This is a genomic window from Nocardioides sp. URHA0032 (assembly GCF_000620645.1).
Classification (GTDB): domain Bacteria; phylum Actinomycetota; class Actinomycetes; order Propionibacteriales; family Nocardioidaceae; genus Nocardioides.
The window spans coordinates 14,126-28,092 of the sequence record NZ_JIAV01000003.1 but is presented as its reverse complement, the minus strand read 5'-3'; the positions used below and the strand labels follow the sequence as shown (position 1 = coordinate 28,092).

Genomic DNA, 13,967 nt, shown 5'->3' with positions numbered 1-13,967 from the left:
GCCAGGTCCACGGACGTCCCAGGTTCCACGCCAGCAGAGCTGGCAGTACTGAGGGGCGCCGGTGACCGTGCCGGCTCTTCATCGACGATTCCACTAGTGAACACCACCAGTGCCACCCGGACGGATGCCGGGCGTGCGGGGTGTGTGCTCCTTAGAAAGGAGGTGATCCAGCCGCACCTTCCGGTACGGCTACCTTGTTACGACTTCGTCCCAATCGCCAGCCCCACCTTCGACGGCTCCCTCCACAAGGGTTAGGCCACCGGCTTCGGGTGTTGCCGACTTTCGTGACGTGACGGGCGGTGTGTACAAGGCCCGGGAACGTATTCACCGCAGCGTTGCTGATCTGCGATTACTAGCGACTCCGACTTCATGGGGTCGAGTTGCAGACCCCAATCCGAACTGAGACCGGCTTTTTGGGATTCGCTCCGCCTTACAGCATCGCAGCCCTTTGTACCGGCCATTGTAGCATGCGTGAAGCCCTGGACATAAGGGGCATGATGACTTGACGTCATCCCCACCTTCCTCCGAGTTGACCCCGGCAGTCTCCTATGAGTCCCCGGCATGACCCGCTGGCAACATAGGACGAGGGTTGCGCTCGTTGCGGGACTTAACCCAACATCTCACGACACGAGCTGACGACAGCCATGCACCACCTGTACACCGACTAAAAGGGGCCACATCTCTGCAGCTTTCCGGTGTATGTCAAACCCAGGTAAGGTTCTTCGCGTTGCATCGAATTAATCCGCATGCTCCGCCGCTTGTGCGGGCCCCCGTCAATTCCTTTGAGTTTTAGCCTTGCGGCCGTACTCCCCAGGCGGGGCGCTTAATGCGTTAGCTGCGGCACGGAACCCATGGAATAGGCCCCACACCTAGCGCCCAACGTTTACGGTGTGGACTACCAGGGTATCTAATCCTGTTCGCTCCCCACACTTTCGCTCCTCAGCGTCAGGACATGCCCAGAGAACCGCCTTCGCCACCGGTGTTCCTCCTGATATCTGCGCATTTCACCGCTACACCAGGAATTCCGTTCTCCCCTGCATGCCTCTAGTCTGCCCGTATCGAAAGCAAGCACCGAGTTAAGCCCGGTGTTTTCACTCCCGACGCGACAAACCGCCTACGAGCCCTTTACGCCCAATAATTCCGGACAACGCTCGCACCCTACGTATTACCGCGGCTGCTGGCACGTAGTTGGCCGGTGCTTCTTCTGTACCTACCGTCACCACCATCATCGGCGCTTCGTCGGTACTGAAAGAGGTTTACAACCCGAAGGCCGTCATCCCTCACGCGGCGTTGCTGGATCAGGCTTCCGCCCATTGTCCAATATTCCCCACTGCTGCCTCCCGTAGGAGTCTGGGCCGTGTCTCAGTCCCAGTGTGGCCGGTCACCCTCTCAGGCCGGCTACCCGTCGAAGCCTTGGTAGGCCATTACCCCACCAACAAGCTGATAGGCCGCGAGCACATCCCTGGCCGAAAAAACTTTCCACCAACACACCATGCAGTGATTGGTCGTATCCGGTATTAGCCACCGTTTCCGGTAGTTATCCCAAAGCCAAGGGCAGATTACTCACGTGTTACTCACCCGTTCGCCGCTCGAGTACCCCCGAAAGGGCCTTTCCGCTCGACTTGCATGTGTTAAGCACGCCGCCAGCGTTCGTCCTGAGCCAGGATCAAACTCTCCGTTGAAAACAACACCCCAACCATCACCCCAAAGAGCAACAGCCAGGAAAAAGAGATGCCTGACAGGAGACACTGACAATTGTCAGAATCATTGTCAAAGAAACCATCAACCACACCCACCAAAAGGCAGACGCAGTCAACGGGGCATTACAAACTAATTCGTCGACTATGACACACTGTTGAGTTCTCAAGAATCAGACGCACTCGGAGTTCCGCATTCCTGCGGTCCGCCCGGGGCGACTCGTAAAACTTAGCGGCTTCATTTCCCCGGCGCAAATCCGGGTTTTTCCGCTCATCCCACGCGCGACGAGACCGCCGATTTCTCGGAGGTCCTGCTGACGGGGATGTCCGCTTCGGGGCCGGAGGCCCGACCAGACGGTCTTGCCTCCCGCCGCGCCCTGGCGACCCGGAGAACACTAGGGGACCCGGCGCGCGAGTTCAAATCGGCCCGACGTGACCCGGGCCACAATCGCGTTCGCGCAGGTCAGAGCAGGTTCCGCGCGTCCGTGGCGGCGCGGCACCCGGCGAGTCGGAGGGCATCGACGGTCTGCGCCAACAGCTCCCGATGCACCGAGGCGACGCCCGGCGCGCCCTCCACCAGGGCGAGGAGGGGCAGCCGGCCGAGGAACACGGCGTCCGCGCCCAGGGCCAGGGCGGCCAGCACGTCCAGGCCGGTGCGGATCCCACCGTCGACGTAGACTTGGGCCCGGCCCCCCACCGCCGCGACGACGTCGGGGAGGCAGGAGGCCGTGGCGGCCGCGCGGTCGAGCTGGCGGCCGCCGTGGTTCGACACCCACACCGCGGCGGCGCCGGCCTGGACACTGCGCTCGGCGTCCTCGGCGCGGAGCACGCCCTTGACCACGACGGGCAGCCCGGTGCGGGCGGCGAGCCAGCCGATGTCGTGCGGACCGAGGTCGAGTGCCTTCTCAGCGCCCGGCTGGTCGTCGTACCCCTCGTCGAAGTTCGACCGGAGCAGGTCCGGGTCGACGGTCGTCCACACGACCGGGACGTCGGGCGACGCGTACTTCGTGCCGACGACCGGCGTGTCGACGGTGAGCACCACCGCCTCGGCTCCGGCGGCGACGGCGCGGTCGAGCATCGGCTCGGCGAGGGTGCGGTCCGCGGGTAGGTACGCCTGGAGCCACCAGCGCACGCCCGTGGCGGCGATGTCCGCGAACGAGGTGCCGGCGTTGCTCGAAACGACCATCACTCCCCCGGCCTCGGCGGTCGCCGTGGCCATCGCCAGCTCGCCCTCCGGATGAACGGCCCGCTGGAGCGTGGTCGGGGCGACGCCGAACGGCAGCTCGGAACGTCGCCCGAGGAGCGTGACGCCGGGGTCGACGTGGGTGACGTCGTGGAGCACCCGGGGACGGAACCGCACCGAGCGCCAGGCGTCGACCGCCTCGCCGGTCGTGACGGAGTCGCGCGCTCCTTGGAGCAGGTACTCGAGCACGGCGGGCGCGAGACGTTCGCGGGCGCGCTCCTCCAGACCGGCGAGCCAGCGCGCCTCCGCCGTCACCGGACCTCGACGCCGGCGAAGCTCTTCTTGCCCCGGCGGAGCACCAGCAGCCGGTCCTCGATCAGGTCCGCGTCCGACGGGACGTAGTCGGGATCCTCCACCCTGTCGTTGTTGAGGTAGGCGCCGCCCTCGGCGACCGCCCGCCGCGCCTCGCCCTTGCTCTGCACGAGCCCCGTGGCGACCAGGAGGTCGACGATCGTGGGCACCGCGTCCGCAGGGACCGTCACCAGCTCCCTGGCGGTGCCGAGCGCCGCGTGCAGCGTCGGCCAGCCGACCGCGCGGAGGTCGCCGCCGCCGAACAGGGCGGCGGAGGCGGCCTTGATCCGCTCGGTCTCGGCGGCACCGTGGACCAGCGTGGTGACGTGCTCGGCCAGCGCCCGCTGGCCGGCGCGCAGGAACGGTTTCTCCGCGTGCTGAGCCTCGAGCTCCTCGATCTCGGCGCGGGAGAGGAACGTGAAGACGCGGAGCAGCTCGCCCACCTTCTCGTCCTCGGTGTTGAGCCAGAACTGGTAGAAGGCGTACGGCGACATCATGTCGGGGTCGAGCCAGAGCGCGCCGCCCTCGGTCTTGCCGTACTTGGTGCCGTCAGCCCTGGTCAGCAGCGGCGTCGCGAACGCGTGCGCCTTGCCGCCGTCCGCTCGCCGGATCAGCTCGACGCCGGCCGTGAGGTTGCCCCACTGGTCCGACCCGCCGAACTGCAGCGCGACGCCGTGGTCGCGGAACAGGTTGAGGAAGTCCAGCGACTGGAGCAGCACGTAGCTGAACTCCGTGTAGCTGATCCCGGTCTCGAGCCGGCGGCTCACGACGTCGCGCGCCAGCATCCGGTTCACCGGGAAGTGCTTGCCGATGTCGCGCAGGAAGTCGATGGTCGACAGGCTCGCGGTCCAGTCGTAGTTGTTGACCATGGTCGCGGCGTTCTCGCCCTCGAAGGACAGGAACGGCTCGATCTGGCCGCGTACCCGCTCCACCCACTCCTTGACGGTGTCCAGGGAGTTGAGCGTGCGCTCGCCGGAGTCGCGCGGGTCGCCGATCATGCCGGTGGCTCCGCCGACCAGCGCGTACGGCGTGTGGCCGGCCAGCTGCAGGCGCCGGGCCGTGAGCACCTGGACGAGGTGGCCCATGTGCAGGCTCGGCGCGGTCGGGTCGAAGCCCACGTAGAACCGCACGCTCCCGCCGGCCAGGGCCTCGCGCAGGGCGTCGAGGTCCGTCGAGTGCGCGATGAGGCCGCGCCACTCGAGGTCGTCGAGGAGGGTCGGGTCGACGGTCACGGTGAACCTTTCCGGTGCGGATGTGCGGGTCAAGCCTGCCATGGGGCCCGCTGACTAGGCTCGTCGGATTGTGGGAAGGGACGTGGAGTGATCGCAGGCAGGTACACGCTCGACCGTGAGGTCGGGCGCGGTGGGATGGGCGCGGTGTGGCTCGGCCGTGACGACGTCCTCGGCCGTGACGTCGCGCTCAAGCGGATCGGGATGGCCCCCGGGGGCAGCACACCGGACCTCGAGCGCGCCGAGCGTGAGGCGCGGCTGGCCGCCCGCCTCAACCACCCGCACGTCGTCGCCGTCTACGACCTGGTCAACGACGGGGACGACCAGTGGCTGGTCATGGAGTACGTCGAGGGCACGACCCTCGCGGCCCTGGTGCAGCGTGACGGCGCGCTGCTGCCGGACGAGGCGGCGCCACTCCTGCGCCAGGTGGCGGACGCGCTGGCGGCCGCCCACGCGGCCGGGATCGTGCACCGCGACGTGAAGCCGTCGAACATCCTGGTCTCGCCGGACGGCCAGGTGAAGCTGTCCGACTTCGGCATCGCCCGCGCCGAGGCGGACGCGTCGCTGACCCAGACCGGGTTGGTGACCGGCTCGCCGGCGTACCTGTCCCCCGAGGTGGCCTCCGGCCAGCAGGCGACGCCGGCCAGCGACGTCTGGTCGCTCGGCGCCACCCTCTACTACACGCTGGCGGGCCGGCCGCCGTACGACGTCGGCGACAACGTCCTCGGCGCGATGTACCGGATCGTCCACGAGGAGCCGCCGCGGCTCTCCCACGCCGGGTGGCTGGGGCAGCTGCTCGAGGCGACCATGACAACCGATCCGGCCGCGCGCTGGTCGATGGCCCGGGTGCGCGACCACCTCACGGGAGCCGAGGGCGGCGAGGAGACCCGCACCATGGCCATGCCGCCCCCGCCGGCCGTGCCGACCCCGGCGGTCGTCGCTCCGCCGCCGCCGGTGATCGCGCCCGAGCCGCCCCGTGAGCCGGTACGCCGATCGCGCGGCGGTCCGATCGCGATCGCGGCCGCCGCCGCCGCGATCGCGCTGCTGGCGGTGATCGCCTGGATCGCCGGGTCGCACAGCGGCGACGACAGCCAGACGGGCGGGAAGGGCGGCTCCGGCTCTCCGAGGACGTCCACCTCGCCCTCGACCTCGCCGTCCTCGCCCTCGACGTCCTCGCCCTCGACCGCGGTCACCGCCGACGGGATGGAGAACTTCGTCGAGACCTACCTCGCGACGGTGACCACGGACCCGAAGTCGGCGTGGGCGATGCTGACCCCGGACTTCCAGGCCCAGAGCGGCGGCTTCGGGCAGTACCAGAAGTTCTGGAAGGACTTCCAGTCCGCCGACCTGCTGTCGGCCGACGCCGACCCGTCGACGAGGCGGATCAGCTACCGCGTGGAGTACCTGCACCAGGACGGCTCCAAGACCCAGGACGACGTGACGCTCACCCTCGAGGGGAAGGACGGCGACTTCCTGATCGCGGGCGAAGCCTGATCCCCGAGCCCTATCGTGGACGCGAGGGAGGTGTGATGGAGCTGGCGACGCTGTACAGGGACATCGTCGAGACGTCGCCCGACGCGATCTGGGTGTTCGACCTGGACGGGCGACTGCTCTACGCGAACCCCGCGCTGCACGAGCTCTTCGGCGCCGACGGGGAGGAGATGGCCAGCCTGACCGTCTTCGACACCCTGGACGAGCCCGGCAGGGCCCAGTTCGCGGAGCACCTCGAGGTCCTGCGCGGCGGCAAGGTCAACGACGCCGAGGTCGAGAGCATGTTCGTCCGCCGCGACGGCAGCTCGGTCTGGGTGATCCTGAGCGAGAGCTTCCTCCGCGGACCGGACGGCGAGGTCGTCGGCGTGCTGCACCGGATGACCGACTACAGCGAGCGGCACCAGGCCCTCGACGACCTGACGGTCAGCCGGCGCCGGCTCGCCGAGGCCCAGCGGATCGCCCGGATCGGCAGCTGGGAGTGGGACGTCGGGAAGAACGAGATCTGGGGCTCCGACGAGCTGATCGCTCTGTACGGCCTCGACCCCGACTCGTTCCCGGCCTCCTACGCCGACTTCCTCGAGATCGTCCACGAGGCGGACCGCCCGCCGGTGGACGCCGCCGTACAAGGCGCCCTCGAGGACGGCGGCAGCTTCGTCTTCGTCGCCCGGGTGCAGCGCACCGACGACACCTGGGTCTGGACCCGGGGCCGCGGCGTCGCGACCACCGACGACTCCGGCCGGGTGACGCAGATGTACGGCACCCACCAGGACATCACCGAGACCAAGCAGGCCGAGCTCGCGCTCGAGGACCAGGTCCGGCAGAACACCCTCCTGCAGGCGGTCGCCAGCGCCGCGAACGAGGCGGCGACCCTCCGGGAGGTGCTCGCGCAGGCGCGGTACATGGTGCTGCTGCACGACGACTGGGAGCGCGGCCGGGCGTTCCTGCCGAACGCCGACCACACGGCCGTCGAGCCACTCCACATCACCGAGGAGGACCGGCTCGACGACCTGCGGACGCCGGAGGAGTCGGCGATGGAGCTGGCGCTCGCGGGCCGGGCGTTCCGCGAGCGGCGGTCGGTGTGGGACGAGAGGCGGCTGACGATCGCCTTCCCCGTGTCGTACGCCGAGGAGGTGGTCGCCGTCCTCACGATGACCTCGGCGCCACCGCTGTACCGCTTCGAGATGATCGAGTCGATGGTCGAGCAGGTCGCGGTGCAGCTCGGCCGGGTCGCCGAGCGCGAGCGGTCGCAACGCGAGCTGGCGGACGCCAGGGACGGAGCGCTGGCGGCGTCGAAGCAGAAGTCGGAGTTCCTCGCGACGATGAGCCACGAGATCCGCACACCGCTCAACGGCGTGATCGGCCTCAACGACCTGCTGCTCCGCACCAGCCTCGACGCGGATCAACTGCGCCTCGCCTCCGGCGTCCAGGTCGCGAGCCGGGCGCTGCTGAGCGTGATCAACGACGTGCTCGACTTCTCCAAGATCGAGGCCGGCAAGCTGGAGCTGGAGCGGCTGGACTTCGAGGTGCGTCCGGTCTTCGACCAGGTCGCGAGCCTGCTCGCGGAGAGCGCCCGCGCCAAGGGGCTCGAGCTGATGGTGTCCTGCCACCCCGAGGTGCCCGAGGTGCTGGCCGGCGACCCGACCCGGCTCGCGCAGGTCCTCATCAACCTGGGCTCGAACGCCGTGAAGTTCACCGCCGAGGGCCAGGTGGTGGTCCGGGCGACGTCCGAGACCGGCGACGACGGCCGCACCTGTCTGCGGGTCACGGTCGCCGACACCGGGGTCGGCGTGCCCGAGGTCGACGTCGACACGCTGTTCGAGGCGTTCACCCAGGCCGACGCGTCGACCACCCGCCGGTACGGCGGCACCGGGCTCGGCCTCGCCATCTCCAAGGAGATCGTCGCGGCCCTCGGCGGCGAGATCGGCCTGGAGCCGAACCCGGGCGGCGGGAGCGTCTTCTCGTTCACCGCGCGGTTCGACGCGCCCGTCGGGCCGGCCGTCGACCCCGACGACGAGTACGCGCGCAGCTGGCTGGCCGGGCGTCACGTCCTCGTCGTCGACGACAACGACCACAACCGGCTGATCCTCGAGGAGCAGCTCGACTGGTGGCGGGTGCGCTCCGCGTCCGCGTCGGGCGCCGACGAGGCGGAGGTGCGGATCGCGGAAGCACTGGCGGCCGGCGACCCGTTCGAGGGCGTGCTCCTCGACATGTCGATGCCGGGTCGCGACGGGCTCGACCTGGCGCGCGCGCTCGGCGGGACACCGGCGTACCGCGGCCTGGTCAGGCTGATGCTCACCTCGGCCACGACGCCCGAGCACACCGAGCTCGACGCGGCCGGGATCGTCGCATGCCTGACGAAGCCGGTCCTCGCCGCGGAGCTGCGGCGCGCGCTGCTGCGCCAACTCGCCGGCGTCGAGCCGCGCCCGCTGCCGGAGCCGCCGGCCGCCGGTCGCGACGGCCGGTCCCGCCGGGTGCTGGTGGTCGAGGACAACCCGGTCAACCAGCTGGTGGCCGTCGGGCTGCTGGAGGCGCTCGGCTACGCGACGGAGACCGCGGACGACGGCGCGGTGGCGCTCGAGACGCTGGCGGACGGCGACTTCGACCTGGTGCTGATGGACGTGCAGATGCCGCGGATGGACGGGTACGCCGCGACCCGCGCGATCCGTGAGCGCGGCTCCCGCATCCCGGTGATCGCGATGACGGCGGCCGCGGTGGAGGGCGAACGGGACCGGTGCCTGGCCGCCGGCATGGACGACTTCCTGACCAAGCCCGTGGACCCGGCGGCACTCGGCGCCGTCCTCGATCTCTGGATCGGTGACGGCGAACCGGTCGAGCGGAGTACCGTGCCGCGCGTGACGGAGCATCGGGACGACGCCACCGCCGGGCTGGAGCACTGGCGGCTCGACGAGCTGCGGGACCTGGACCCGGGGAACACGACGTACCTGGACCGGGCGATCGGCAACTTCGTGAGGAACACGCCGGGCACGCTCGCGAGCATCCGCGACGCCGTCGCGGCAGGCGACGCGCCGACCCTCAAGCAGGTCGCGCACAAGCTCGCGGGAGGAGCGCTGAACCTCGGCGTGACCGCCGCGGGTCGCACTGCGCAGGAGATCGAGCTGGCTGCCGACACCGGGTCGACGGACGGCGCGGCCACGCTGCTGCCCCGCCTGGAGACGGCGCTCGAGGAGGGCCGGGCGGCGCTGCTCGCCTACCAGGCGGCGTACACACGCTCCTGACGGGGTACGACTCCCGGCATGAAGAGCATCATCGGTCTCGTCGTTGTCATCTGGCTGCTCATCGGCGTCGCCGCCGCGTGGCAGCGCGGCTACTTCGGCGACGACCGGGACGTGAACTGCAAGACCACGGGCGACACCGCCCTCACGATCGTCGCCGGACCGCTGAACTACCTCGGCGTGAACCCGAAGGTCGACTGCCACGTGAACGTGCCCGAGCCCTCGAACTGATCACTGGTCCTCGTCCGGCGTGGGCGGGGACGACTCGTCCAACGCCCCCTGGTTGCCGACGAACGCCGCGACCGGCGGGATGAGCGCCGCCACCACGCTCATCAGGACCGCCGCTGTCGTGGACCAGAGCCGCACGACGTTCCAGGCGAGCAGGATCAGGACCAGGCACGTGCCCATCAGCCAGAAGTAGCCGCGCTGCCGCGTGCGTCGGTCCATGCCTCCGACGCTACGCGGCGGCGGCCACCCAGCGCGGTCACCGTCGCGGTGCAAGGCTGGCCCCATGCGCTACGCGAAGCTCGGCCGGACCGGCCTCGACGTCTCCGTCGTCACCCTCGGCTGCATGAGCTGGGGCGACCCGGCCCGCGGGGGCCACCCCTGGGTCCTCGACGAGGACTCGGCCCGCACGATCATCAAGGACGCCCTGGAGTCGGGGATCACCGTGTTCGACACCGCGAACGTCTACTCGGCAGGCAGCAGCGAGGAGTACACGGGACGCGCGCTCCGGGACTTCGCCCACCGCGAGGACGTCGTCATCGCCACCAAGGTGCACGGCCGGATGCGCCCGGGACCGTACGGCGCCGGCCTGTCGCGCAAGGCGATCCTGCACGAGATCGACGAGTCGCTGCACCGGCTCGGGACCGAGTACGTCGACCTGTACCAGATCCACCGCTGGGACCCGACGGTGCCGATCGAGGAGACGATGGAGGCCCTCCACGACGTCGTACGGGCCGGGAAGGCGCGGTACCTCGGGGCGTCCTCGATGTACGCGTGGCAGTTCGCGAAGGCCCAGCACGTCGCGGAGTCGAACGGCTGGACGCCGTTCGTCTCCATGCAGGACCACTACAACCTCCTCTACCGCGAGGAGGAGCGCGAGATGCTGCCGCTGTGCGCTGACCAAGGCGTCGGGGTGATCCCGTGGAGCCCGCTCGCACGGGGCCGGTTGACCCGCGACTGGGACGAGGAGACCGCGCGGTCGGAGAGCGACCAGTTCGGGTCCTCGCTCTACCGCGACGAGGACCGCGGCATCGTCGAGGCTGTGGCGCAGGTGGCCGAGCGGCGCGGTGTACCGCGTGCCCAGGTCGCGCTGGCCTGGCTCCTGCACCAGCCGGTCGTCACGTCGCCGATCGTCGGCGTCACCAAGCCGCACCACCTGTCGGACGCCGTGGCCGCCGTCGACCTGGAGCTCTCGAGCTCCGAGCTGGAGGAGCTGGGTGCCGGCTACGTCCCGCACGCCATCGCCGGTCACCGGTAACAGTTGACGCCCACTTACCGTTAGTGTCTACTGACGGTTAGCCATGACGAACGCACAAGCGATGCTGACCGCCCTCGGTGACCCGACCCGCCAGGCGATCCTCGACCAGCTCTCCGACGGCCCGCGGGCCGTGGGCGAGCTGGCCGCGGAGCTCCCGGTGAGCCGGCCGGCCGTCTCCCAGCACCTCAAGGTGCTCAAGGAAGTCGGCCTGGTCGTCGACGAGCAGCAGGGAACGCGACGGTTGTACCGGGTCGATCCGGACGGCCTCGCCGTGCTCCGGCGACACCTCGACGACTACTGGAAGCGCTCGCTCGGCGCGTTCGAACGACGAACTCGAGGAGACACCCATGACTGAGCAGCCGGCCCCGATCACCCGGGGCGTCACGGTCGCGGTCCCGCAGGAGCGGGCCTTCGACCTCTTCACCGCCGACATGACCTCCTGGTGGCCCCCCGAGCACCACATCGGCAGCACGCCGATCGCCGAGATCGTGATCGAGCCGCACAGCGGCGGGCGCTGGTTCACCCGGCACGAGGACGGCACGGAGACCTCCACCGGGTACGTCGTGGTGCACGACCGTCCGCACCGGCTGGTCGTGACGTGGCAGCTCGGCGCGGACTGGGCCTACCACGAGGACCTGGTCACGACCGTCGAGGTGCGGTTCGAGGCGGAGGGACCGGACCGCACCCGCGTCGAGCTCGAGCACCGCGACCTCGCGGCGTTCGGCGACGACGCGGAGACGATGAAGAAGATCTTCGAGGCGCCCGACGCCTGGACCACGACGCTGGAGCGCTACGCGGCGGCCGCCGAGGGACGCTGAGCCCGACCGTCAGGGGCGGTCGCTCCGCAGCGGCACGACCTGTCCCCGGGCCACGGGCTGCACGCGGGTCGGGAGGTCGCGGTCCCGGCACGCGGCGAGGAAGTCCCCGAGGGGCGAGCGGAACACCGTGTAGTCGTCGTGGTGGACGGGGATGGTCAGGGTCGGGCGAATCGTCTCGACGAGGTCCGCGCCCTGCTCGCCGTCCATGGTGACCAGCAGCCCGAGGGCGCGGGTGCCACCGAGGTGGATCACCATGGCGTCGATCGGACCGCACCGCTCCCCGACCTCGCGCAACCAGGGGTAGTAGAGCGTGTCGCCGGTGACGTAGGTCCGGAAGCCGTCCACCTCGACCACCGTGCCCAGCACCGGCGGCAGGACGGCCTGGAACGGGCCGCGGGCATGGCGACCGGGTACGGCGGTGACCCGGACACCGGCGAGCTCCGCGGTCTCCCACGTGCTCATGCCGTGCGCGGCGCCGAAGCCCCACGAGCCGAGCTTGCGGCTCGCGGCCGAGGTGGTGAGGACGGGCAGGTCCTTGTCGAGCCGCTCGCGGGCGATGCGGTCGAAGTGGTCGCCGTGGAGGTGCGAGAGCAGCACGCCGTCGACGGCCGGCAGCTGTTCGGGCTGCAGCGACGGCTCGGTGAGCCGCTTAGAGAACAGGCCCTTGCCGAGATAGGCGCGCTGGCCGCGGTGCAGGAAGTTCGGATCGGTCAGCAGGGTGGTCGCGCCGAGCCGGAGCAGGGTGGTCGCCGTGCCGATGAACTCGAGAGTGGCCTCCATGTCCCCGCGGTCCCCCGGGAGACCGGCGGACAAACCGTCAGCGCGGCGCGAGCACGCGGAGCTGGAGCATCGCCACGAAGCGCTGGTCGGGGTCGGCGAGGTCGATCTCGCCGACCTCGGCCAGGCGGCGCAGGCGGTAGCGGAACGTGTTGGGGTGGACGTACAGCGACTCCGCGGCCGACGAGACGTCGCCGAACGCGTCCAGCCAGGCCGCGAGCGTCTCGACCAGGTTGCTGTGGTGCTGCCGGTCGTAGTCCAGCAACCGGGCCAGCGCACCCGTCGGCCGGTCGCCGCGGGCGGCGACCATGTCCCGCAGCTCCAGCATCAGTGCCTCGACCTGGATGTCGCCGAGCCGCGCCACCCGGCGCTCGCCGCGGCCGTCGCGGAGCACCCGGAGCGTGCGGTCGGTGCTGGTCCGGGTGTGCGCGAGCCCGGCGAGGTCGCGGGCGACCGGCCCGATCGCGACGACGGGCCGCATCCGCTCCCCCACCCGGTCCAGGAAGTCGTCGGCGATGCGGACGGCGCGCTCCTCCCCATCCGCGACCGGGCCGGTGAGCGGCACCAGTCCGTAGGTGACGCCGCCGACGAGCGCGGCGGCCGACCGCGGGTGCACGGCGGAGAGGTGCAGGGCGAACGCGTCGCTCAGGCGCTGGCGTTCGTGCGCGATGCTCGCGGTGTCCTCCTCGATCCCGGACATCGCGACGCCGAGGACCATCAGCGGCTGGCCGGAGAGGCCCAACCGGTCCAGCGCCTCGCGCGCACCCGCTCCGCCCTCGAGCGCGGAGCTGAGCAGGTCGGCGCGCAGCCGGCGCTGCACGTCGGCGCCCGCGCGCACGCGCAGCAGGTGGAGGGCGACCAGCTTCGCGGCGTCCTGGAACGCCTCGGCGCGCTCCTCGCTGAGCGGCGCCGCCACGGCGGCCCAGATCGAGCCGAGCACCTCGTCGCCCGCCCGGACGGCGATCGCCACGCGCGGCATCGCGAAGGCGTCGTCCCCCTCGGCGACCGGGTTGATGAACACCGGCGAGTCCGTGCGGTGCAGCTCGCGGAAGACCCCGCGATCGCTGAGGATCCGGGCGTACCGCTCCGGCACCTGCCGACCCAGGATCGTCTCGACCCGCGACGGGTCCGCCTCGTCCTGGCGTCCGGAGAAGGCCAGGACGCGCGAGTTGCGGTCCTCGATGGTGATCGGGGCGTCGAGCAGCGAGGCGATGGCGTTCGCGACGGCGAAGAGGTCACCGGACGGCAGCCCGCCGAGCGACTCCTGCTCCGCCACGCCGACGTCGCCCTCGGCGAGCAGCGAGCGGAGCATCGCGGCGAGGTGCGCCCAGGGCGCGCCGCGGCTCAGGCCGAGCAGGGCCACCCCCGCCGAGTCCGCGGCGGCGCGCACGTCGGGCGTGGCCGGCACGGGCGCACGCAGCACCAGGCCGGCGGCCCGCGCCGTACCGAGCTGCCGCAGCAGCGCCACGACGGCGCCGGGCTCGTCAACGCCGATGCCGAGCACCAGGGCGTTCGGCGGGAGGACCGGCGCGTCGACGGGGTCGTGGATGACCACGCCGCCGATCTGGTCGGCGCGCTCCGCGTCGCCGTGCACCAGGTCGAGCAGGGTCGCGCCGAGGTCGTCGAGCACCCGGCCGAGGCTGGCGCGGGGACGCGGGTTGGAGGTCATGGCGGGGAGCACTCTCGAACGGTAGGCGGCGCTTCC

Annotated in this window: 11 protein-coding genes and 1 rRNA gene; 6 read left to right on the top strand and 6 right to left on the bottom strand. The window is 70.6% G+C overall.

Translation table 11 applies throughout. The features are described 5' to 3' along the window. Positions 1-155 precede the first annotated feature (155 nt). The 3 genes from N538_RS0101825 to tyrS all read right to left on the bottom strand — a co-directional run bounded on the left by N538_RS0101825 (position 156) and on the right by tyrS (position 4,463). Positions 156-1,682: ribosomal RNA gene (locus N538_RS0101825) — 16S ribosomal RNA — on the bottom strand. Between the two features lie 478 nt (positions 1,683-2,160). Next, the gene (locus tag N538_RS0101820; RefSeq protein ID WP_028635870.1) at positions 2,161-3,195 is read right to left on the bottom strand and encodes an alpha-hydroxy acid oxidase; all 1,035 of its coding nucleotides are present in this window, start codon (positions 3,193-3,195) and stop codon (positions 2,161-2,163) included. Beyond that, the gene (gene tyrS / locus N538_RS0101815; RefSeq protein WP_028635869.1) at positions 3,192-4,463 is read right to left on the bottom strand and encodes a tyrosine--tRNA ligase; all 1,272 of its coding nucleotides are present in this window, start codon (positions 4,461-4,463) and stop codon (positions 3,192-3,194) included. Before tyrS ends, N538_RS0101820 begins: the two co-directional genes overlap by 4 nt. An 87-nt stretch (positions 4,464-4,550) precedes the next feature. Here tyrS and N538_RS23410 point away from each other — a divergent pair, with 87 nt between their 5' ends. From N538_RS23410 to N538_RS0101800, 3 genes are read left to right on the top strand one after another with little or no spacing between them, the layout of a single operon-like run. After that, positions 4,551-5,954: a serine/threonine-protein kinase gene (locus N538_RS23410; protein ID WP_051548612.1), complete on the top strand. Its 1,404-nt coding sequence runs from the start codon at positions 4,551-4,553 to the stop codon at positions 5,952-5,954. A 35-nt stretch (positions 5,955-5,989) separates the two neighbouring features. Beyond that, entirely contained in the window at positions 5,990-9,187 is a 3,198-nt protein-coding gene (locus N538_RS27075) for a response regulator (protein ID WP_051548610.1), read from the top strand. A gap of 18 nt (positions 9,188-9,205) precedes the next feature. Further along, positions 9,206-9,415, top strand: coding sequence for a hypothetical protein (locus tag N538_RS0101800; protein ID WP_028635868.1), 210 nt, complete (start codon positions 9,206-9,208; stop codon positions 9,413-9,415). Here N538_RS0101800 and N538_RS23395 read toward each other — a convergent pair whose 3' ends face one another. Continuing rightward, positions 9,416-9,631, bottom strand: a complete 216-nt coding sequence (locus N538_RS23395; RefSeq protein ID WP_036569168.1) for a DUF3099 domain-containing protein — start codon at positions 9,629-9,631, stop codon at positions 9,416-9,418. 64 nt (positions 9,632-9,695) lie between these two features. Between N538_RS23395 and N538_RS0101790 the strand changes: the two genes are divergently transcribed. The 3 genes from N538_RS0101790 to N538_RS0101780 are packed head-to-tail and all read left to right on the top strand — an operon-like array spanning position 9,696 to position 11,485. Beyond that, positions 9,696-10,667: an aldo/keto reductase gene (locus tag N538_RS0101790; RefSeq protein ID WP_028635867.1), complete on the top strand. Its 972-nt coding sequence runs from the start codon at positions 9,696-9,698 to the stop codon at positions 10,665-10,667. Positions 10,668-10,710: 43 nt separating this feature from the next. Beyond that, positions 10,711-11,022: an ArsR/SmtB family transcription factor gene (locus tag N538_RS0101785; RefSeq protein WP_028635866.1), complete on the top strand. Its 312-nt coding sequence runs from the start codon at positions 10,711-10,713 to the stop codon at positions 11,020-11,022. Beyond that, complete coding sequence (locus N538_RS0101780; protein WP_028635865.1) at positions 11,015-11,485, top strand: SRPBCC family protein; 471 nt, start codon at positions 11,015-11,017, stop codon at positions 11,483-11,485. Before N538_RS0101785 ends, N538_RS0101780 begins: the two co-directional genes overlap by 8 nt. Before the next feature lie 9 nt (positions 11,486-11,494). Here N538_RS0101780 and N538_RS0101775 read toward each other — a convergent pair whose 3' ends face one another. Next, positions 11,495-12,265 carry an MBL fold metallo-hydrolase gene (locus N538_RS0101775; protein ID WP_036569165.1) on the bottom strand — a complete coding sequence of 257 codons (771 nt, stop codon included), beginning with the start codon at positions 12,263-12,265 and terminating at the stop codon, positions 11,495-11,497. A 37-nt stretch (positions 12,266-12,302) separates the two neighbouring features. Continuing rightward, positions 12,303-13,931: a PucR family transcriptional regulator gene (locus tag N538_RS0101770; protein WP_028635863.1), complete on the bottom strand. Its 1,629-nt coding sequence runs from the start codon at positions 13,929-13,931 to the stop codon at positions 12,303-12,305. Between the last annotated feature and the right edge of the window lie 36 nt (positions 13,932-13,967).

Excerpts from the sequence above, each read along its gene's own strand:
- N538_RS0101775 (WP_036569165.1), bottom strand. The coding sequence starts at position 12,265 with ATGGAGGCCACTCTCGAGTTCATCGGCACGGCGACCACCCTGCTCCGG.
- N538_RS23395 (WP_036569168.1), bottom strand. The coding sequence starts at position 9,631 with ATGGACCGACGCACGCGGCAGCGCGGCTACTTCTGGCTGATGGGCACG.
- N538_RS0101790 (WP_028635867.1), top strand. The coding sequence starts at position 9,696 with ATGCGCTACGCGAAGCTCGGCCGGACCGGCCTCGACGTCTCCGTCGTC.
- N538_RS0101785 (WP_028635866.1), top strand. The coding sequence starts at position 10,711 with ATGACGAACGCACAAGCGATGCTGACCGCCCTCGGTGACCCGACCCGC.
- N538_RS0101780 (WP_028635865.1), top strand. The coding sequence starts at position 11,015 with ATGACTGAGCAGCCGGCCCCGATCACCCGGGGCGTCACGGTCGCGGTC.
- N538_RS0101800 (WP_028635868.1), top strand. The coding sequence starts at position 9,206 with ATGAAGAGCATCATCGGTCTCGTCGTTGTCATCTGGCTGCTCATCGGC.
- N538_RS0101770 (WP_028635863.1), bottom strand. The coding sequence starts at position 13,931 with ATGACCTCCAACCCGCGTCCCCGCGCCAGCCTCGGCCGGGTGCTCGAC.
- N538_RS27075 (WP_051548610.1), top strand. The coding sequence starts at position 5,990 with ATGGAGCTGGCGACGCTGTACAGGGACATCGTCGAGACGTCGCCCGAC.